Source organism: Paractinoplanes hotanensis (assembly GCF_023717965.1).
GTDB classification, from domain to species: Bacteria; Actinomycetota; Actinomycetes; order Mycobacteriales; family Micromonosporaceae; genus Actinoplanes; species Actinoplanes polyasparticus.
On record NZ_JAMQOL010000041.1, the window covers coordinates 119,790 to 138,356 of the forward strand.

Genomic DNA, 18,567 nt, shown 5'->3' on the forward strand with positions numbered 1-18,567 from the left:
GGCTGTCGCGTCCTACCGGCCCGGGCCCGCCATGTCGCTCGCGATCTGACGGGCCCGGTCGCGGGCCGCCTCGAGAGCGCCGAGAAAGGCCGCGCGCACGCCGCCGACCTCGAGTTCGCGCAGAGCCGCGGCGGTGGTGCCGGCCGGGGAGGTCACCGACTCGCGCAGCTTGGCCGGGTGCTCCCCCGAGTCGCGGAGCATGACGGCCGAGCCGACCGCGGTCTGCACGGCCAGCTCGTGGGCGACAGTGCGCGGCAGTCCGAGCAGCACGCCGGCCTCGATCATCGACTCGACCACGAGATAGAGGTACGCCGGGCCGGAGCCGGAGAGGGCGGTGACCGCGTCCTGCTGGTATTCCGGGACGCGCAGGGTGCGGCCGATCGGCTTGAAGATCTCTTCGGCGGTCGCCAGGTGCTCCTCGGTGGCGTGCGCGCCCGGCGACAGCACCGACATCGCCTGGTCGACCAGGGCCGGCGTGTTTGTCATGACGCGGACGACGGGGACGCCGTCGGGCAGCCGCTCGGCGAAGAAGCTCGTGGGCAGGCCGGCACAGAGCGACACGACCAGCTTGTCCGCCGTCACCTTGCCGCCGACCTCGTCCAGCAGCTTGCCCGCGTCCTGCGGCTTCACGCCGACGACGAGCACATCGGCCCGGGCCACGGCGGCCTCGTTGGACAACGGGCGGATGCCGTAGCGCTCGGCCAGCTCGGCCGCCCGCTCGGGGCGCCGCGCGGTGGCGAGCACCTGGTCGACCGGCCGTCCCGAGCGCAGCAGTCCGGCGAGGACCAGTTCGCCCAGCTTGCCCGTGCCCATCACCGCGACGCTCATGCCCGCCCCCTTCGACAAGCAAGGGGCGACCATGGCGGCCGCCCCTTACTGCAATGACAAGATCAGCTGCCGAAGAAGACTTCGGCCTCTTCGTAGCGCGACAGCGGAACGGTCTTGAGCTCGCCGGTGCCGTCGATCAGCGGCACGCGCACGATGTCGGTGCCCCGCAGCGCCATCATCTTACCGAAGTCGCCCTCGTGGACAGCGTCGATGGCCTGCAGGCCGAAGCGGGTCGCGAGCACCCGGTCGAACGCGGTCGGCGTGCCACCGCGCTGGATGTGACCGAGGACGACCGTGCGGGCCTCCTTGCCGGTCTTCTCCTCCAGCTGCTCGGCCAGCCACTGGCCGATGCCGCCCAGGCGGACGTGACCGAAGGAGTCGAGCTCCTTGCTCTGCAGCGACATCTGGCCGTCGAGCGGCTGGGCGCCCTCGGAGACGACGACGATCGGCGCGTACTCGACCTGGAAGCGCTTGGTCACGTACGTCGCGACCTGCTCGACGTCGAACGGGCGCTCGGGCAGCAGGATCACGTTGGCGCCACCGGCCAGGCCGGCGTGCAGGGCGATCCAGCCCGCGTGGCGGCCCATGACCTCGACGACCAGCGTGCGGTGGTGCGACTCGGCCGTGGTGTGCAGCCGGTCGATCGCCTCCATCGCGATGTTGACCGCGGTGTCGAAGCCGAAGGTGTAGTCGGTGGCGTTCAGGTCGTTGTCGATCGTCTTGGGCACGCCGACCACGTTGACGCCCAGGTCGTTCAGCTTGGTGGCGACGCCGAGGGTGTCCTCGCCGCCGATCGCCACGAGCGCGTCCACGCCCTGCTCGGCCAGGTTGGCCTTGATCTTCTCGACGCCACCCTCGATCTTGAACGGGTTGGTTCGCGAGGAGCCCAGGATGGTTCCACCCCGGGGCAGGATGCCGCGGACCTCGGCGATGCCGAGCGGCTTCGTCAGACCCTCGAGCGGGCCCTTCCAGCCGTCGCGGAAGCCGACGAACTCGTGACCGTACGCGGCGACGCCCTTGCGGACCACCGCCCGGATCACCGCGTTGAGACCGGGGCAGTCGCCGCCGCCGGTGAGCACGCCGATACGCATGTTGCTCGTCCTCCCTGTAACGGGGTTTGCGAGAAGCTGTTCGAGCCCGTCGAGCCCCAGGGAGAAGTGAGTCGGCAGCGCTGCCGAAATTTCCCGTTGCCGGGCCTTGGGGCGGGCTTGCGACCCGAACTTTAGTCGCCGCCCGCCGCCTGGATGCAGCCGCCCCGCTAAAGCCGCACAGTTTCGTTCTCGCCCACGTCGGGCGTCTTTCCGGTAACGGCCGCTTTGGCCGCACCCAGCAGCGTGATCACCTTCGAGCTGTGCGCGGCCTCCCAGTACTCGGCCGTGTCGGCGTGCACCTTGACCAGGGTCAGGTTGGGCGTCTCGAGGCCCTCCGGGAACCACGCCTTGAGGAACGGGTTCCACAGCTCCTTGGCCTTGGCCGGATCGTCCGTGCGCACGGCGCGGCCGGCGATGGAGATCCAGTTGTTCTGCTTCCGGTCGCTGAACGACACGTTCACCTCGGGGTGCACGGCGATCTGCTCGACCAGGTCGGAGTCGGAGTACGTGAAGAACCACAGGTCGCCGTCGAACTCGACGTCCTGCAGGGCCATCGGCCGGCTCACGTGCTTTCCGTCCGTCGTCATGGTGGTCAGCATGCCGATGCGGGCATCCTCGACCATCTCCTTGACCTTGTCGCGGCGTTCCTGCTCGTTGTCGGTCATGCCAGTCCACTGCCCGTGAATCGACCGGTCAAACGGTGCGGCGTCGGGGTTCGTCCGGGGTTCCGCCGCGGGCAGGCTCAGCTCTCACCCGCCCATGGCGCGCCAGCGGGCCAGGTTGTGGCGGGCGTCGACCAGCGCGTCGTGCCGGCCCGACATGGTGGGCAGCGCCGGGCGGCCGCGGTCGTCCCAGAGCTGGCGCAGATCCTTGGTGAAGCGCGGGATGTCGCGGGGCAGGGCCGGCATCGCGCCCCACAGCTGGGCCAGCGCCACGTGGTCGTACGCGGCGAACCAGGCCCACAGCTCGATCTGCTCGTCGCGCCCGGCCACCGGCTCCTTCAGGAACGCGTACAGGTCGTCGCGGATCCGCTCGCGCGAGCGCCACGCCTTGTCGGAGGGCGACGGCAGCTTGTCGAGCACGTTGCGGCGCACCCAGGGGATCGCGCGGCTGTCGTCGAACTCGGTGCTGACCGCGTAGAACTCGCGGCCGAACTCGTCGACCACGCCGATCGAGACCAGGTCGACCAGGCGCCCGTCCTCGATGAACTCGCAGTCGTAAAAATATCTGTACGGCCCCATCCGACCTCCCCTCCACCGCCCCTGACCCGACTGAAGACTGATCATCTTCTCCTATTGTTCCAGGGCCGTCCGGGCCCGTCGCAGCGCCTCCACGCATCCGTAGCGGGCCGCCCGTTCGGCCTGCACAGCCCAGCGCAGTCGCAGCAGCACCGGGAGCACGGCGTGTAGTTCGTCGGCCTCCACCGGCCCGGCCGCGAGGTAACCGTCGATCAACTCGCTCGAGTGCGCGGGCCCGCCGGCGTAGACCACCGCCGCGGCCACGTCGTAGACCAGCGGCCCGACCCCGCTCGCCCCGCAGTCGAGCAGCCCGGCCCGGCCCGTGCCCGGGTCGACGACGAAGCCGCCGGGCGCCGGGTCGCCGTGCAGCACCCCGTACGTCAGCCGGTCGGTGACCGTGAGGCGCTTGGCGGCGGCGGACGCGTCGGTGACGGCCGCACGCAGCCACGGCTCGGCGTCGAGGTGACCGGCGTCGGGGTCGATCGGCTGCCAGGCGCGCAAGCCGGGGTGATGGAAGCCCTGCAACGCGCGGTGCACGGCGCCGAGCCGGTCGCCCCACCACTGCTGGTCGACCGGGTCGGCGCCGTCGAGCCGGCGGCCGGGCACCCGGCGCAGCACGGCGAACGCGCCGGCCTCGGTCTGGGCGGTGAGCCCGCCGGCCAGAGTGCGCACCGGTTCACCGGCCGGGATGTCCCGGCCCCGCAGATGTTCGGCGGCGACCAGGCCGGCCTCCACCGGGAGACGGGCGCCGGGTTCACTCAGCCGGACGACGTACTGGTCACCCGCGACGGTCACCTCCCATCCGTGTGACAGCAGCACGTCGTCGAGGGCAGTGATGTCGCTCGGGACGAGATGCCACTCGTCCCGCAGCGTCGTTCGAAGCAGTTCGGCATCCGGCACCGCGGGATTGTCAGGGCAGATGACGTAAATCTGACGGACAACGGGGGTGACCTCGGGCGGGCGATCACTCTTGGCATCCAGAGGTTTACAGATAGCAACAGGAGCGGAATGATCCTATGAGGCGCTCGCGGTGCAGGTGCGCAGAAATGGCGCTGGCGGGTTGCTGTGTGCTAAGAGTGATCGTTCGCGTCGTGGGGCCGGCGCGGCCACTCGTCGCTACGGCTCCCACCGGGGGAGGGATGACGCCGTGGACCATCGCATGCCGGACAATGGCGACGCGCTGACCGGGGTTGAGATGTTTGCCGGTCTCGAGCCTGAGGTCCGCCAGCGGGTGATCGCCACCGCGGTCCCACGCACGTACCGCAAGGGCCAGATCATCTTTGTCGAGCACGACCCCGGCGAATCCTTGATCATTCTCAAGCGCGGCGCGGTTGCCATCTTCCGCACCGCGCCGACCGGCGAGCGCGCGGTGCTCACCGTCGTCCGCCCGCCGGACGTGCTGGGTGAGGTGTCCCTTCTGGACGCGTCGGCCCGCAGCGCGTCGGCCGAGGCGATCGAGGACTGCCAGGCGCTGAGCCTCTCGCGGTCGGCCTTCATCGACCTGGTGCACGCCAACCCACGGATCCTCGACGCCGTGATGCGCTCGGTCGGCGCCCTGATCCGCCGCCTGACGGAACAGAACACCGACCACGTCTTCCTCGACCTGCCGGGCCGGGTGGCCAAGACGCTCGTACGGCTGGCCGGCGAGAGCCAGGCTCCGATGATCACCATCGAGCTCAACCAGAGCCAGCTGGCCGAGATGGCGGGCGGCTCCCGGCAGAGCGTGAATCAGGCCATCGGCTCGTTCGCCAGCCGCGGCTGGCTGCGCACCGAGGGCCGCCGCATCGTCGTCACCGACCTGCAGGCTCTCCGCCGTCGCGCCGGGATGAGTGTGGGCTGAGCCTGACGGCCTCGCTCCGCTCGGCCGGGCACTGCGCCCCGAGAGGTCGTTGTCAAGGCCACCGAAAAGGCCTCGGCCTTCGCCTAGCCTTTTTCGGCGCCCTCGACAACGACGGGCGGAGTGCGACTTTGGTCGCGGCTGCCGGGAGACTCGACAGACGTCTTCAGCTTTGAGGCGTACACATCGACGTACTCGCGGCCGGACATGGCCATGAGCTCGAACATGATCTCGTCGGTGATCGCGCGCTCGACGAAGCGGTCGCCCTTGGCCTGGGCGTAGCGCGAGAAGTCGAGCGGCTCGCCGAACCTCATCCGGACCCGCTTGACCTTGGGGATCAGCGTGCCGGTGGGCTGGATCTCGTCGGTGTTGAGCAGCGCCACCGGCACCACCAGCGCGCCGCTCTCGAGCACCAGGCGGGCCACGCCGGTCTTGCCGCGGTAGAGGCGCCCGTCGGGCGAGCGGGTGCCCTCGGGGTAGATGCCCGCGACACCGCCCTCGCGCAGCACCCGCAACAGCGTGTTCAGAGCGGCCTGGGCCGCCCGGCCACCCGAACGGTCAACGGGAATCGTCCCGGTTCCGCTGAAGAACTGGCGCATGAGCCAGCCTTTGATGCCTTTACCGGTGAAGTACTCCGCTTTGGCGACGAACGTCACCCTGCGGCCGACGACCAGGGGTGTGAAGATCGAGTCGGAGAAGGAAAGGTGGTTGCAGGCCAGAATCACCGGCCCGCTACGGGGCAGGTGGGGCAGGCCGCGAACATCGGGGCGGAAGAGGAGCTTCAGCACCGGTCCGAGAACCACATACTTGAGCAACCAGTAGAACACGGTGTCCTTTCCTGGACGGCCGGGCGTCTTGGAAGCGTACGAAGCGGGGCGGCGCGCCACAACGCACTCCCGCAACCTGTCCATGTCGTGTCACCATTCAAGGCACGGTCGGCGAGGGAGTGTGCAGGGGTGACAGCGGGTGGTGCCCGCCGCGGGCGGCGGGACAACGGGCTCGACGCGGCCGATTACGCGGTCGCGGGTGACGTGGATCCACGCGTCGGCGAGCACCTCCTCGATGTGCTGGCAGCGGGCGGCATCGCCGCGTATCTGCAGCCCACGGCCGATCTCAATCCCATCTTGCGCGCCACCACTCTGCCCGCGCGGCCGATCGACCGCCTTTATGTAGACCGGGCCCATCTCGAGGTCGCGCGCGAGCATCTGCACAGGGCGACCGACGGTGAACCGCCCACGCCGCCCGCTCCCCCGGCCGACCCGACGGCCGCCCCGGCCACCGAGCCCGACATCGAGGCCGAATGGGCCAAGATTGTTGCCGGTTTCCACAACTCGGTCGACCCCACCGCCGCGCCGTGGCCGGCCTCCGAGGCCATCGAAGCGCCCAAGGAGCCGCCCCGTGCCGGCGGCCTGTCGAACGCGTCCGACTTCTCCGGCGTCTCGCTCAACCGCCGCCGCACCGACCGCCCCGCCCCCGGCGAGCAGGATCCGTCGCTGCTCGACGGCCTCGACACGTTCGGGGCCGGACTGCCCGACGACGAGGACGACGAGGGCGAGGACGAGCGCTACGTCCCGCCGCCCCCGCCGCCGCTTCCGCGTTTCTCCAAGTACGCGATCATCGGCGTCCTCTCCGTGGTGGTCGGCTTCCTGCTCTTCCTGTTCCCGACGATGCTGCCGATCGACCGCGACTACGTGACGCTGCTCGGCTTCGCGGCGATCGTCTCGGGCGCGGTCATGCTGGTCTGGCGGCTGCGGTCGGGCGACGACGAGGACGACTACGACGATGGCGCGGTCGTCTGACACATTGGCCGAAAATTAAAACCATGTTTAATCGATGGCCGTCGCTCTCATTGCGAGTAGCCATCCGATAACCTTCGGTGATGCGTCAGAGCTCGCTGGTCGTCGTGGCCAACCGTCTCCCGCTCGATGACAACGTTGCGCCGGACGGCGCGTGCGAATGGCGCCGAAGTCCCGGCGGTCTGGCCGGCGCGCTGCACGCGATCCTCGAACAGACCCCGGCCACCTGGGTCGGCTGGAGCGGCGCCATCGGCGAAGCCCCCCGCCTGCCCGACATCGGCACGCTGCGGCTGCGTCCGATGTCGATCAGCGAGGACGAACTGCGCGGCTACTACGAGGGTTTCGCCAACTCGACACTGTGGCCGCTGTATCACGACGCGGTCGAGCAGCCCGTCTTCGACCGGGGCTGGTGGGAGACGTACCGCTCGGTCAACCGGCGCTTCGCCGAGGCCGCGGCCGAGGTGGCCGAGCCGGGCGCCACGGTCTGGGTGCAGGATTACCACCTTCAGCTCGTGCCGCAGCTCCTGCGCGAGATGCGGCCCGACGTGGTGATCGGGTTCTTCCTGCACGTGCCGTTCCCGCCGCCCGAGCTGTTCATGCAGCTCCCCCGCCGGCTCGAGCTGCTGCGCGGCATGCTCGGGGCCGACCTGGTCGGATTCCAGCGGCCCCAGGCGGCCCACAACGTCGCCCAGCTGGCCGCGAAGCTGCTCGGCGCCCACGGCGCCGACGACGCGATCACGATGGATGCCAGTCCAACCGCCCCGCCCGCCACCCATAACCGGACTGAAGGCCAACGTATCGTGCGCACAGGCGCGTTTCCCGTCTCGATCGACGTGGCCGAGATGCGGTCGCTCAACGCCCGGCCGTACGTGGTGAATCAGGCCCGCCGCCTGCAGCGCGACCTCGGCTCGCACAAGCGGGTGCTGCTCAGCGTCGACCGCCTCGACTACACCAAGGGCATCGAGCACCGGCTCACGGCGTACTCGGAGCTGCTGCGCGACGGCCTGGTCAAGGTGCGCGACGTGGTGATGGTGCAGGTGGCCGTGCCCAGCCGCGAGCGTGTCGAGAACTACCGCGGCCTGCGCGACCGCATCGAGCGCGAGGTGGGCCGCATCAACGGCGAGTACGGGCGGGTCGGCGAACCGGCCATCCACTACCTCAACCAGCCGTTCGACCGGGCCGACCTGGCCGCTCTCTACCAGACGGCCGACGTCATGGTGGTGACCCCGCTGCGCGACGGCATGAACCTGGTCGCCAAGGAGTTCGTGGCGGCCCGGCGCAACGACACCGGCGCGCTGGTGCTCAGCGAATTCGCCGGCGCCGCGGCCGAGTTGGAGGACGCCTTCCTGGTCAACCCGCACGACGTCGACGGCCTGAAAGAGACGCTGCTGCACGCCCTGGCGGCGGACCCGGCCGACCTGGCCGCCCGCATGAAGGCGATGCGCGCCTACATCACCGCCAACGACATCCACGCCTGGGCCCGCGCGTACCTCACCGAGCTCGACCTAGCTCGTCCCCTGGTCTCCTAGGGTCTTGTCGAGCCAGTCGAGGATCGCCTCGATCGGCTCGGCCCGCGCGACGTCGAGCATCAGGTCGTGGCCCATGCCGGGGAAGAGCAGCGGCGCGCCGCCGTAGCGGGTGGCGGTGCGGTCGAGCGACGTCCGCGGCACGACGCGGTCGTCCGGGCTGCCTATCACCAGCACCGGCGGATCGCCGACCGGGCGCGGTGCGGGGTCGTGCGTGACCAGTTCGCGCCGGGGCCGCGCGACGATGCGGTCGAGGTGCCGCTGGGCGTCCTCGGCGGGCATCTCGGGGCCGAAGAGCTGTTTGCGGCTCAACCTCAGGCGGCCGCCGAACAGCGCCGGCAGCGTGCCGAACGGATTGGTCCGCAACGCCGCCCCCAGCGTCGGCCAGCCGTCCATCACCGGCGCGGCGAGCACCGCCGCCCGGACCGGATAACGGCCCATCGCGTACGCGACCACGAGCGCACCGGCGCCCTGGCCGACCAGCACGGCCTGCCGCGGCAGGGACGCCGCCACCTGCACCACGTCGTGCACCTGGGCCCGCAGGTCACCGCCCGGCCGCGGGGTGACCGCATGGGCCGCGTAGCCCCGCGACGCGGCCTGCGGCAACCAGTGCTCGGCGAACGCCCACGCGCCGTGGCCGAGCCCGGGCACGAACAGCATCGGCGGCAGGTCGGCCCGGGCGTCCGCGGTGAGCGAGACGACCTCACGCTCGACCGGCGGCACCGGGTCGGTCCAGTCCTCGAAGCGCAGCAACCCCGACCTCACGAAACCGGCTCCATCTCGCGCAGCAGGCCCTCGACGGCCCGCAGGTAGTCGGTGTGGTCGACCTCGAACCAGTGGCGGGCGGTGGGCACCACCCGGCGCCGCGACCAGCTCGCGACCGGACGGACCGACTCCTTCTGCTGCACGGCGGCCGCGCGCTGCGGATCGGTCACGCGCAGCCGCAGCCACCGCGCCACCGCCACGCTCTGCCAGTGGGCCAACGGGAACAGCCCGAAGTCGGCCTGCACCAGCCCGACCACGGCCAGTGTCGGGTGCTTGCGGGCGAACGCGTGCAGATGCAGGTCGGGGCGCCCGTCCTCGGCGGTGTCGAGCAGTTCGGGCGCGAGGAACTCGAAGCGCGGACGATAGCCGGTCGCGGTGATCACCAGGTCGGGCTCCACGCGGCGGCCGTCGGCCAACACGGCCGAGCCGCCGTCGAAGGCGGTCACGTCGGGCACCGGCGTGATTCGGCCGTGGCCCAGGTAGTACGGGAGCTGGCTGTTGACGATCGGGTGGCTCTCGTACGGCTGGTGGTCCGGCGCCGGCAGGCCGTAGCGGGTCAGGTCGCCGGTGGTCAGCGCGACGGCCCGGCGATAGAGCCACTGCCGCAGGCGCAGCGGGAGGCGCAGCTTCAGCATCCGGTCGTTGACCTGGTCGGCCGGGCGGCCGATGAGGTATTTCGGCGCGTACCAGTAGCCGCGCCGCGTCGAATGCCACACCGTGCCCGCCTGCTGGGCGGCCTCGACCGCGATGTCGCAGCCGGTGTTGCCGCCGCCGATCACGAGAACCTTGCGGCCACGCAGCTGGGCCGGGTCCTTGTACTGGGCCGAGTGGATCACCTGGCCGCGGAAGTCACCGGGGATCTCGGGCCGGGCCGGGGACCAGTTGTGCCCGTTGGCCACGACCACCCCGGCGTACCGCTGCACCCGCGACGAGCCGCCGCCGGTGCTCTGCGTCGTGACGTCCCAGCGGCCGTCACCGGCCGGCGCGACCGACACCACCTCGGTGCCGAACCAGACACTCGTCTCCAGCCCGAAATGCGCCGAATAACGCTCCAGGTAGGACAGCACCTTCCGATGGTCGGGGTAGTCCGGCCAGGTGTCCGGCATCGGGAAGTCGGGGAACTCGGTCAGCGGCCGCGAGGTGATCACATGGGTGCCGGCGTAGACCGGGCTGCGGTCGTGGCGCCAGTTCCACGCGCCGCCGACCGACGTCTCCCGCTCGTAGCAGTCGACCTCGAAACCGGCCTCACGCAGGTTCTTGATTGCGGCGAGACCGCTGGCGCCGGCCCCGATGACGCACACGGCGTCTCGACGATCGGCTATGTCGGGAGTGTCGGGCACCCGGCGATATTGTCAGACCGGCCGCTCAGGTGGAAGGGAGCTGGACGTCGGCGACGACGGGAAGATGATCACTCGCGCGGCGGGCCTGCTCGGACTCGACGACTTCGTACTTCTCGATCGTGATGTCGGGGGTCAGGAAGATCCCGTCGATGCGGCGGTTGGGCAGCGTGGCCGGGAAGGTCGGCGGCGCCTCCGGGAACGAGACGAACCCGTCCTCGACCGTGCGCCACGCCCCGCCGCCGGGCCCCTCGTTGAGGTCGGCGGCGGCGATGACCGGCCCCTCGGCCCGGCTCAGCTCCTGCTTCCAGAGCGCCGCCTGGACCGGCCGCTCAGCCGGATCGGTGGCCAGGTGCGAGCCCGAGACGGTGAACTGGCCGCCGCGTACCGAGCCCCGGGCGAACGCGGCCCCGCGCAGGTGCCGGCCGGGGGTGAGCGGGTAGCGCATGCACCAGGTCTCGTGCACGGCCACCCGCAGGCTCACCAGCAGCAGGTTGCCCAGCGAGGGAAGCCCGCCGGCGGCCACCACCATGCCCACGTCGTCGGCGAGGGCGGCGCACTTGTGCCGCCAGCGGAACCGGCGCGGCGCCTCCTGCACGACCAGCACGTCGGGCGCCAGCTCCCGGATCACCCCGGTCAGGGCGGCCCGGTCGTCCTTCAACCCGTGGACGTTGTAGCTGACCACCCGCAGGCGCGCGCCGGACATCAACCGCGTCGCGCCAGGTCGGCCGCCCCCACCACGCCGGCCGTGTTGCCCGTCTCGGCCGCCCGGAGGTCGGCCACCGGGAACCGTCCGCGCTGCTTGAGCTGGTCGCGATAGGTGGTCTGGGTCGGGACCATGAGCAGGTCGCCGGCGTCGACCACGCCGCCGCCGACCACCAGGATCTCGGGGTCGAAGCTCTGCGCCAGGTCGGCCATCGCGACGCCGAGCCAGTAGCCGATCTGGGCGAAGGCGTCGCGGGCGACACCGTCGCCGGCGTGGGCGGCCTCGGTGATCTGCCGGCCGGTGATCGCCAGCGGGTCGCCGCCGGCCAGTTCCAGCAGCTTGGCGGCGCGTTCCGGTTCCTGCCGCGCGCCCGCCCGGGCGAAGCGGACCAGGGCGTTGCCGCTCGCGTACTGCTCGAGGCAGCCGAGCCGGCCACACCCGCAGGGGTGGCCGTCGGGGACCGACTGGATGTGGCCGAGTTCGGCCGCGATGCCGTTGGCGCCGCGCCACAGCTTGCCGTCGAGCACGATGCCACCGCCGATGCCGGTGCCGACGGTGATCATCACCATGGAGTCGGCGTGCCGGGCGACCCCGAACCGGAACTCGGCCCAGGCCGCGACGTTGGCGTCGTTCTCGAGCACCGTGGGCAGGCCGACGGCCTTGGCCACGTAGTCGCGCAGCGGCTCGTCCCGCCAGGCCAGGTTGGGGGCGAACAACACGGTGGAGCCGGCCGCGTCGATCCAGGCCGCCGCGCCGATGCCGATCGCGGTGGCCTGCGGGAAGTCCCGCGCCAGCTCGGCCGCCACCTCGACGATCGTGTCGCGGGTGCCGGCCGGGTCCTCGGCAGGGGTGTCGCGGCGGTTCGAAGCCAGCACCGTGCCGTGCTCGTCCACCACCCCACCGGCCACCTTGGTGCCGCCGACGTCGACTCCGATGGTCAGCGTCACGCTGCCCGTCCCCTCATAAGCTCGCTATGCCGCGCCGTCGCCACGGGCTTCGTCGCCCGCCCCGCCGGCACCCTCGGCGCCCGTGTCCCCGGCCGCCGCCTCACCACTGTCTCCACCCGGCGTCGCGCCACCCGTGTCGCCGGCAGCCGCGTCGCCCACGCTGGTGCGCGTGGCGCCGCTCTCACCGGCCGGCTCGTCGCCCGCCACATCATGATCCATCGTCCCGGCCGAAGCCACGGCGTCAACACCCGCATCGGCGGTCGCCGCCGCCCACACATCCAACCTTCGTGCGCCGCGGGCGCCCGGCGCCACCGGCCAGGACGTGTCGCCCGTCTCGTGGGCCGCGGCGGCCGCCTCGCGTCGAGCCTTGGCCTGGGCTGCGGCCTCGGCCACCCGGCGCTCGGCCTCCGCGGCCGCCCGCAGCGCCGCCGCCCGCCGCTCGGCCAGCTCGGCCGCATAGTCGGCAGCCACGCTCGCGGCGCTGGCCGTGGTCGCGGCCCCCCACGGGTCGTCGCTCCGGACCCCGGCCCCGCCGCCATTGGTGGCCGCCGCCCACGCGCCGTCGGCGTTGTTGAGGCCGGCCCCACCCGTCTGGTCGAGCTCGCCGTCGTCGACGTCACCGGATTCGCCCCGGCCGCCGCTGCCTGTTCCGCCGGGGTCGACGCCCGGTCGGGCCGCGCGGGTGGCCACGGACCACGCCTGGTCGGCGTTGGGCGCCGGCGGAGGCGGTGGCGGCGTCGCCGGCCGGGGCCGCTCGCCCACGACGGCCGAGACGGAGCGCAGCAGGCCTGCGACCGACCCCGCGAGGTCGCCCGCGCTGCCGGCCAGCCGCGCCGCCGTCTCGGGTTTCGGATCGCGCACGGCCGCGATGGCCTTGCACACCGGGCACACGCAGCACTCCGGCTCGCCGGTGGCCCACCGCTCCCCGAACACTTGACCCGTCACGGCCCGCGCCAGCACCGATGCGACGAGCCGCTCGGCCTCTTCACGCGCTGATCCGGCCATCGAATCCTCCCCGCCTGTCAGCTCACTGGGCCGGAAGGCTCTCGACCCGGCGCTTGAGCTGCTTCAGCGCCGTGTCCATGATCATCTTTTCGGCCTTCCGGCGGAACATGCCCAGCATGCCGATCGAGAGCTCGACCTCGAGCGTGTAGGTCACCGTGGTCACCCCACCCGGGCCCTCGGCCAGGTCGTACGAGCCGCGCTGCGACTTCTGCGTCTTCGAGGGCTCGACCAGGTGCCACTCGATGCGGGAGAGGTCGTCGGCATACGCGTACTCGAGCGTGTAGTCGTCGGCCATGACCCCGGCGTCGATCACGAAGCGCACGCGGTAGGCGTAGCCGTCCTCGTACTCCTCGAGGACCTCCACCCGCTTCATCGCCTCGGCCCACTCGGGATAGCGCGCGAAGTCGCTGATCACCGCGGCCACACGGTCGAGGGGCGCATGGACCTGGATCGACTGCGTCGAGGTATCCGCCATGCACGGAGGCTACCTCCCACGACCCACAATCCCGGCGGCCGGGCCGGGCGGAGAAGCCAGATGGTCGGCAGGCGGCTACCATCCGTCAGGTGCCGCTCCTTGCCAACGTCAACGCGCGCGTCCAACCGCTCGCGGTGGCCGCGCGCATCGTCATGCTCGCGCTGGTCGCGGCGCTCACGCTGATCGCCACCGGCGATCCCGCGCAGCTGGGCTGGATCGCCCTTCTCGCGGTCGCCGCGCTACCCGCGGTCATCGCCCCCGATCATCACCTCTTCGCCCCGCTGGGCCGCTTCGCCGAGGTGGTGATCACGGGCCTCGCGGCCGGATCGATCGCCGTCGCCAGCGACCTCAACAACACATTGGACGCGGGCTTCGGCGCCGAGGCGATCCTGCCCTATCTGGCCGTGCCGCTGCTCACCGCGGCGCTGCGCCGGCGCCCCACCGAGGGCACCGCCCTGCTCGGTGTCGCGGCGGTCGCGCTGGTCGTCGGGGGCACCCTGGTCGGCGAGGTCAGTCCGATCACGCAGCCCGGCTTCCTCGCGGCCAGCGGTCAGTGGCTGGTGCTGGGCGCGATCATCACGTTCGCGGCCGACACCATGCGCCAGTTCATGCAGCCGACGGAACCGACCCCCCAGCCGTACGCGGAAGCCACTCGCCTTCTCACCCAGCTGCGCAGTGTGGCCCGCTCGCTGCCGGGCGCCACCCTCGACCCGGGCGGCATCTCGGAGCACCTGCTCGAGGAGTTGCGCCTCGTCAAGCCGTCCGACCGGGCTGCCGTGCTGTCGGCCAGCGGCGGCGGCCGGCTCGTCGTGCTCGCTCAGACCGGCGCCGAGCGCGTCGACTGGGAGGTCACGCTCGACGCCGACTCCGCGATCGCCGACGCCTGGGCCAGCCAGCAGCCGCAGACGGCCAGCCGCTCGCAGGCCCGGTCGAGCCGCCGCGGCGATGTCTCGTCGCTGGTCGTGCCGCTGGTCGCCGGTGTCCGCACGATCGGGCTCGTCGTTCTGGAAAGTGACGTCACCAACGCGTACCCGAAGGAGACCGTCAACGAGGTCACCTGGGTGACCGACGCCGCCGCCCTGCGGCTGGAAGCCGCCCTGCTCTTCGACGACGTCCGCTCGCTGGCCACCAATGAGGAACGTCAGCGGCTCGCCCGCGAGATCCACGACGGGGTCGCGCAGGAGCTGGTGATGGTGGGTTACGGCATCGACAACGCGCAGGCGACCCTGCCCGAGGGCGCCGAGGAGACGGCCGAGGAGCTGCGCTCCCTGCGCGCCGAGGTGACCCGTGTGATCACCGAGCTGCGGCTGAGCCTGTTCGAGCTGCGTTCCGAGGTGGATCGCAACGGTGGCCTGGCCGCCGCGATCGCCGAGTACGCCCGCACCCTGGGCACCTCGGCCGGCCTGCGGGTGCACTTCACTTTTGACGAATCGACGGCCCGCCTGCCCGCGGCCACCGAGGCCGAGCTGCTGCGCATCGCCCAGGAGGCGATCACCAACGCGCGTAAGCACGCCGGAGCCTCTAATCTGTGGGTTACCTGCACCGTCGACCCGCCGTACGCCGAGATCGAGGTCTCGGACGACGGCCGGGGCTTTGCTGACGACCGCCCGGACGGCCGGTACGGTCTGACCATCATGGCCGAGCGGGCCGAACGGATCCGGGGCCGTTTGAAGATCACGCCGCGACACCCCAGCGGGACAACCGTTGCCGTAGTGCTGGGATCTTCCGCTAGGCGCGATAGCGTGCGGAATAGCGTTTCCGCTCCAGAAGGGGAGTAACCCGAGCATGTCGACCAGTCCGGCGCCGACGACGCGCACCAAGGTCCTCCTTGTTGACGATCATGACTTGATTCGTAAGGGGCTGCGACACGCATTCGAGCGCGACCGCCAGTTCGAGGTCGTCGGCGAGGCGGCCACGGCCGCCGAGGCTGTCCGCCAGGCCGGCGCCCTGCAGCCGGACGTCGTGATCATGGACCTGCGGCTGCCCGACGGCAGCGGTCTCGAGGCGACCAAGGCCCTCCGCAAGAACAACGCCAACATGGGCATCGTGGTCCTGACCATGTATGCGGGCGATGACCAGCTGTTCGGCGCGCTCGAGGCCGGCGCCAGCGCGTTCGTGCCCAAGACCGCCCCGGCCGACGAGGTCGTCGCGGCGGCTCGGCACGCGGCGTCCGCGCCCAGCGCGTTCACCGCGGCCGACCTGGCCGAGGCCATGAAGCGCCGGCTGGCCCCCTCGGGCCCGCAGCTCTCGCCGCGCGAGGGTCAGGTGCTGCGCCTGCTGGCCGACGGCATGAGCGTGGCCGGCATCGCCAAGCAGCTGTTCGTGTCGGAGTCCACGGCCAAGACCCACATCTCCAAGCTGTACGAGAAGCTGGGCGCCGCCAACCGGGCCCAGGCGCTGATGACGGCGCTGCGACTCGGTCTGCTCGAGGCGCCCGACGCACCCAAGTTCTGAGCTTTCCCCGCTCCACCACGACGTCAGCGCCCGGTCCCCCCACCGGGCGTGTCGTCGTTTCCAGACCTTTGTCGGGCGGCTCAACCGTTTGATGGCCAGGCAGGCCCCGCAAGTCCGGGCACAGGCCGAAGGCTGCGTTGAGGAACGCCGTGAGCAGCCCGGACGCGGTGAAGACGACGCCGAGCGTGGTCACTCCGGCGAGGTAGCCGACACTCGCGACAGCCAAGAAGCTAAAACCGATCAACCGCGCAAATCGTACGGGCGGAACGGGCTCGCGGTCGACCGGCGGCCCAGCCCCGGCAGCAGCAGAGCGCGATAGACGTACGCGTACGGCCCCCGCGGTCAACTTTCCAGGTCGAGCAGCACCTTGCGCAGCAGACCGTTGAGCTGGATCAGCTCCTCGTGCGAGAGGGCACGCAGCAGGCGCTGGTCGCGAGCCATGCCCTCGAAGATGTATTTGCTCCACATCGCCCGCCCGGCCGCGGTCGGCCGGATCAGCACGCGTCGCCGGTCGGTCTCGTCGTTCTCGCGGGTCACCAGTTCGGCGGCGACCAGCCGGTCGAGCCGGCTCGTCATGGCGGCCCGGGTCACCTTCGCCGCCTCGGCCAGCTGGGCCGGGGTGGCCTCGACCGGCCACGGCTGGATCATCAGGACGTGCAGGGTCTTGTAGTCCTCGGACGTGAGCTCCCGGGACTCGGCGAAGGCGGCCGCGTCGGCGCGGCGGGCCTCCCGCTGGATGAAGTTCATGCGCACCAGGGCGCCCTCGACCTCGGGGGCGAAGGCGGGCTCGTTCTTCCAGAACGCCGACCACCTCGCCACGTGCTGGTCGACGCTGTCCTGCTCCTGATCGTCATCCCGGGCCATGACGCCATCATGCCACCGTCTGATTTTTAGATTGCTAATAGTTAGACGGTGAACTAATTTCTCGTCCATGCGGATATCCGATTTCCGGCTGCTCGCCACCGGGCAGACCCTGTCCTGGGTCGGCAACGGCTTCCAGACCGTGGCGCTGGCCGTCGCCGTCGTCCTGGCCGGCGGCGGCCCCGGCGACCTGGGCCTCGTGATGGCCTCGTCGATCGTCGCGCGGCTGGTCTGCACGCTCTTCGGTGGCGTGTGGGCCGACCGTCTGCAGCCGCAGCACGTCATGGTCGCGTCCGACCTCGTACGCCTGCTCGCCGCGGGCGGCATGGCGCTGATGTTCTTCGGCGGCGCCTACCACCTCGTGCTGCTCTGCGCCCTGGCCGCGATCTCAACCGGCGCCGCGAGCTTCTTCGATCCCGCCTTCAGCTCGCTGCGCCCGCTGCTCGTCCCGCCCGAGAAGCGCCAGTCGGCCAACGCCACCCTGAGCATGCTGCAGACCGGCAGCCAGATCGCCGGCCCCGCGCTGGGCGGCGTCACCGTGGCCGCGTTCGGCGCCTCGGCCGGCTTCACCGTCAACGCGTTCAGCTTCCTGGCCTCGATGGTGGCGGCCCTGCTGCTCCGCGTCCGGGCCCAGCGTGGCGAACGCTCCTCGATGCTCAGCGAACTGGCCGCGGGCTGGCGCGAGATCGCCCGGCGCGACTGGCTGATGTTCGGCCTGTTCGGCGCCACGGTCTACCACATCGCCAACGGCGTGATCCTCGTGCTGGTGCAGGTGGTCGCCATCGAACGGCTGGGCGGCGCGTCCGCCGCCGGCTTCATCGCCGCCGCCGAGGGCCTGGGCGGCCTCATCGGCGCCGCGGTCGCCCTGCGCTTCAAGCCCTGCCGCCTGCTGCGCGCGGGCTGGCTGACCCTGCTGCTGATGCCGCTGTGGGCCCTGGCCTACGTCTGGCCGGCCGAACTGATCGCCGTCATCGCGGGCGCGATCATCGGGTACGCCGGCCTGATCTTCTTCGACGTGGCCTGGGAGACCGCCATCCAGGACAACGTCCCCCAGCGCATGCTGGGCCGGGTCTCCTCCTGGGACTACCTGACGTCGTTCCTGGCCATGCCGGTCGGCAACGTCCTGGCCGGCCCGCTGGCCGCCGCGTACGGAACCTCCAGGGTCCTCACCGCCTGCGCCGCCGTCCTGTTCCTCTCGGCCGCCGCCCAGTTCCTCGTCCCCGGCACCCGCGCTCTGACCCGCACCGCCGCCACGGACCCGGCCGTCCCCGGTCGCCCACCCGAGCTGATCGAGACCACCGGCGCCTGACGCCGCCGCCCTTCGCCGGCGCGCGACCGTCAGAGAACGTCGCCGAGGGCCGCGATGAGTTGGGGCTTACCGGGAACGCCGGTGGCCCGCTTGGCGACACGGCCCTCGGCGTCCAGGACCAGCAGCGTCGGCGTGCGCCAGATCCCGAGCGCCCGCACTGCGTCGAGGTGGCTCTCAGCGTCCACCTCGACGTGCTGCACCCCCGGCACCAGCGCGGCCACCTCGGAGCTGACCCGCCGCACGGCCCGGCAGGGCGCACAGAAAGCAGACGAGAACTGCAGGAGCGTGGCCTTCGCCGCGCCGACACCGAGCTCGCGCAACAGACCGGCATCGAGCCGCTGACCGGCAGCGCTCGGGTCGCCGCCATCCTCGATCACACCCGGCTCCTCACG

General features: G+C 71.4%; 20 protein-coding genes and 1 pseudogene. 6 read left to right on the plus strand and 15 right to left on the minus strand.

From position 1 onward, the window contains the following. Positions 1–12: 12 nt before the first annotated feature. From proC to LXN57_RS28765, 5 genes are all read right to left on the minus strand, one after another. Positions 13–828, minus strand: a complete 816-nt coding sequence (proC, locus tag LXN57_RS28745; RefSeq protein ID WP_251801332.1) for a pyrroline-5-carboxylate reductase — start codon at positions 826–828, stop codon at positions 13–15. Between the two features lie 62 nt (positions 829–890). Beyond that, positions 891–1,919 carry a 6-phosphofructokinase gene (locus LXN57_RS28750; protein ID WP_251801333.1) on the minus strand — a complete coding sequence of 343 codons (1,029 nt, stop codon included), beginning with the start codon at positions 1,917–1,919 and terminating at the stop codon, positions 891–893. 167 nt (positions 1,920–2,086) lie between these two features. Then, on the minus strand, positions 2,087–2,584 hold the full coding sequence (locus LXN57_RS28755) for a pyridoxamine 5'-phosphate oxidase family protein (RefSeq protein WP_251801334.1): 498 nt from the start codon (positions 2,582–2,584) through the stop codon (positions 2,087–2,089). A gap of 84 nt (positions 2,585–2,668) precedes the next feature. After that, positions 2,669–3,160 (minus strand): polyadenylate-specific 3'-exoribonuclease AS, encoded by a 492-nt coding sequence (locus tag LXN57_RS28760; RefSeq protein WP_251801335.1) that lies wholly within the window; start codon positions 3,158–3,160, stop codon positions 2,669–2,671. A gap of 51 nt (positions 3,161–3,211) precedes the next feature. Continuing rightward, the gene (locus LXN57_RS28765; protein WP_251801336.1) at positions 3,212–4,057 is read right to left on the minus strand and encodes a phosphotransferase enzyme family protein; all 846 of its coding nucleotides are present in this window, start codon (positions 4,055–4,057) and stop codon (positions 3,212–3,214) included. A gap of 259 nt (positions 4,058–4,316) precedes the next feature. On the opposite strand from LXN57_RS28765, the gene LXN57_RS28770 reads away from it, so the two are divergent. After that, positions 4,317–4,997, plus strand: a complete 681-nt coding sequence (locus LXN57_RS28770; protein ID WP_255643986.1) for a Crp/Fnr family transcriptional regulator — start codon at positions 4,317–4,319, stop codon at positions 4,995–4,997. A gap of 83 nt (positions 4,998–5,080) precedes the next feature. On the opposite strand, the gene LXN57_RS28775 is transcribed toward LXN57_RS28770, so the two are convergent. Beyond that, a complete protein-coding gene (locus LXN57_RS28775; RefSeq protein ID WP_251801337.1) occupies positions 5,081–5,821 on the minus strand; it encodes a lysophospholipid acyltransferase family protein in 741 nt (246 codons plus the stop codon). 129 nt (positions 5,822–5,950) lie between these two features. On the opposite strand from LXN57_RS28775, the gene LXN57_RS28780 reads away from it, so the two are divergent. Together LXN57_RS28780 and LXN57_RS28785 are read left to right on the plus strand one after the other, a co-directional pair. After that, a complete protein-coding gene (locus LXN57_RS28780; RefSeq protein WP_251801338.1) occupies positions 5,951–6,793 on the plus strand; it encodes a DUF308 domain-containing protein in 843 nt (280 codons plus the stop codon). 80 nt (positions 6,794–6,873) lie between these two features. Further along, complete coding sequence (locus LXN57_RS28785) at positions 6,874–8,319, plus strand: alpha,alpha-trehalose-phosphate synthase (UDP-forming) (RefSeq protein ID WP_251801339.1); 1,446 nt, start codon at positions 6,874–6,876, stop codon at positions 8,317–8,319. Here LXN57_RS28785 and LXN57_RS28790 read toward each other — a convergent pair. The 6 genes from LXN57_RS28790 to LXN57_RS28815 are packed head-to-tail and all read right to left on the minus strand — an operon-like array spanning position 8,296 to position 13,551. Further along, positions 8,296–9,081, minus strand: a complete 786-nt coding sequence (locus tag LXN57_RS28790) for an alpha/beta hydrolase (RefSeq protein ID WP_251801340.1) — start codon at positions 9,079–9,081, stop codon at positions 8,296–8,298. The genes LXN57_RS28785 and LXN57_RS28790 overlap by 24 nt on opposite strands. After that, the gene (locus tag LXN57_RS28795) at positions 9,078–10,421 is read right to left on the minus strand and encodes a flavin-containing monooxygenase (RefSeq protein WP_251801341.1); all 1,344 of its coding nucleotides are present in this window, start codon (positions 10,419–10,421) and stop codon (positions 9,078–9,080) included. The genes LXN57_RS28790 and LXN57_RS28795 overlap by 4 nt, the downstream gene beginning before the upstream one ends. Positions 10,422–10,446: 25 nt before the next feature. Next, entirely contained in the window at positions 10,447–11,124 is a 678-nt protein-coding gene (locus tag LXN57_RS28800; protein ID WP_251801342.1) for an endonuclease/exonuclease/phosphatase family protein, read from the minus strand. Next, positions 11,124–12,071: an ROK family glucokinase gene (locus LXN57_RS28805; RefSeq protein ID WP_251801343.1), complete on the minus strand. Its 948-nt coding sequence runs from the start codon at positions 12,069–12,071 to the stop codon at positions 11,124–11,126. The genes LXN57_RS28800 and LXN57_RS28805 overlap by 1 nt, the downstream gene beginning before the upstream one ends. 24 nt (positions 12,072–12,095) lie before the next feature. Further along, complete coding sequence (locus LXN57_RS48640; protein WP_438872923.1) at positions 12,096–13,076, minus strand: hypothetical protein; 981 nt, start codon at positions 13,074–13,076, stop codon at positions 12,096–12,098. 22 nt (positions 13,077–13,098) lie between these two features. Then, positions 13,099–13,551, minus strand: a complete 453-nt coding sequence (locus tag LXN57_RS28815; protein ID WP_251801344.1) for an SRPBCC family protein — start codon at positions 13,549–13,551, stop codon at positions 13,099–13,101. 89 nt (positions 13,552–13,640) lie between these two features. Here LXN57_RS28815 and LXN57_RS28820 point away from each other — a divergent pair, with 89 nt between their 5' ends. Both LXN57_RS28820 and LXN57_RS28825 read left to right on the plus strand, forming a co-directional pair. Continuing rightward, entirely contained in the window at positions 13,641–15,329 is a 1,689-nt protein-coding gene (locus tag LXN57_RS28820) for a sensor histidine kinase (RefSeq protein ID WP_438872924.1), read from the plus strand. Positions 15,330–15,336: 7 nt separating this feature from the next. Further along, on the plus strand, positions 15,337–16,005 hold the full coding sequence (locus LXN57_RS28825) for a response regulator transcription factor (protein WP_020512124.1): 669 nt from the start codon (positions 15,337–15,339) through the stop codon (positions 16,003–16,005). A gap of 178 nt (positions 16,006–16,183) precedes the next feature. Here the strand turns inward: LXN57_RS28825 and LXN57_RS48380 are convergent. Both LXN57_RS48380 and LXN57_RS28830 read right to left on the minus strand, forming a co-directional pair. After that, positions 16,184–16,351: pseudogene (locus LXN57_RS48380) on the minus strand (DUF4395 family protein); the annotation flags it as partial. Continuing rightward, on the minus strand, positions 16,348–16,869 hold the full coding sequence (locus tag LXN57_RS28830; RefSeq protein WP_251801345.1) for a MarR family winged helix-turn-helix transcriptional regulator: 522 nt from the start codon (positions 16,867–16,869) through the stop codon (positions 16,348–16,350). The pseudogene LXN57_RS48380 and the gene LXN57_RS28830, both read right to left, overlap by 4 nt. Positions 16,870–16,936: 67 nt before the next feature. Between LXN57_RS28830 and LXN57_RS28835 the strand changes: the two genes are divergently transcribed. Beyond that, positions 16,937–18,175, plus strand: coding sequence for an MFS transporter (locus LXN57_RS28835; protein WP_251801346.1), 1,239 nt, complete (start codon positions 16,937–16,939; stop codon positions 18,173–18,175). Positions 18,176–18,204: 29 nt separating this feature from the next. On the opposite strand, the gene LXN57_RS28840 is transcribed toward LXN57_RS28835, so the two are convergent. Beyond that, the gene (locus LXN57_RS28840; protein WP_251801347.1) at positions 18,205–18,552 is read right to left on the minus strand and encodes a TlpA family protein disulfide reductase; all 348 of its coding nucleotides are present in this window, start codon (positions 18,550–18,552) and stop codon (positions 18,205–18,207) included. Between the last annotated feature and the right edge of the window lie 15 nt (positions 18,553–18,567).

Excerpts from the sequence above, each read along its gene's own strand:
- proC (WP_251801332.1), bottom strand. The coding sequence starts at position 828 with ATGAGCGTCGCGGTGATGGGCACGGGCAAGCTGGGCGAACTGGTCCTC.
- LXN57_RS28750 (WP_251801333.1), bottom strand. The coding sequence starts at position 1,919 with ATGCGTATCGGCGTGCTCACCGGCGGCGGCGACTGCCCCGGTCTCAAC.
- LXN57_RS28755 (WP_251801334.1), bottom strand. The coding sequence starts at position 2,584 with ATGACCGACAACGAGCAGGAACGCCGCGACAAGGTCAAGGAGATGGTC.
- LXN57_RS28760 (WP_251801335.1), bottom strand. The coding sequence starts at position 3,160 with ATGGGGCCGTACAGATATTTTTACGACTGCGAGTTCATCGAGGACGGG.
- LXN57_RS28770 (WP_255643986.1), top strand. The coding sequence starts at position 4,317 with ATGCCGGACAATGGCGACGCGCTGACCGGGGTTGAGATGTTTGCCGGT.
- LXN57_RS28785 (WP_251801339.1), top strand. The coding sequence starts at position 6,874 with ATGCGTCAGAGCTCGCTGGTCGTCGTGGCCAACCGTCTCCCGCTCGAT.
- LXN57_RS28800 (WP_251801342.1), bottom strand. The coding sequence starts at position 11,124 with ATGTCCGGCGCGCGCCTGCGGGTGGTCAGCTACAACGTCCACGGGTTG.
- LXN57_RS48640 (WP_438872923.1), bottom strand. The coding sequence starts at position 13,076 with ATGGCCGGATCAGCGCGTGAAGAGGCCGAGCGGCTCGTCGCATCGGTG.
- LXN57_RS28815 (WP_251801344.1), bottom strand. The coding sequence starts at position 13,551 with ATGGCGGATACCTCGACGCAGTCGATCCAGGTCCATGCGCCCCTCGAC.
- LXN57_RS28825 (WP_020512124.1), top strand. The coding sequence starts at position 15,337 with ATGTCGACCAGTCCGGCGCCGACGACGCGCACCAAGGTCCTCCTTGTT.
- LXN57_RS28830 (WP_251801345.1), bottom strand. The coding sequence starts at position 16,869 with ATGGCCCGGGATGACGATCAGGAGCAGGACAGCGTCGACCAGCACGTG.
- LXN57_RS28835 (WP_251801346.1), top strand. The coding sequence starts at position 16,937 with ATGCGGATATCCGATTTCCGGCTGCTCGCCACCGGGCAGACCCTGTCC.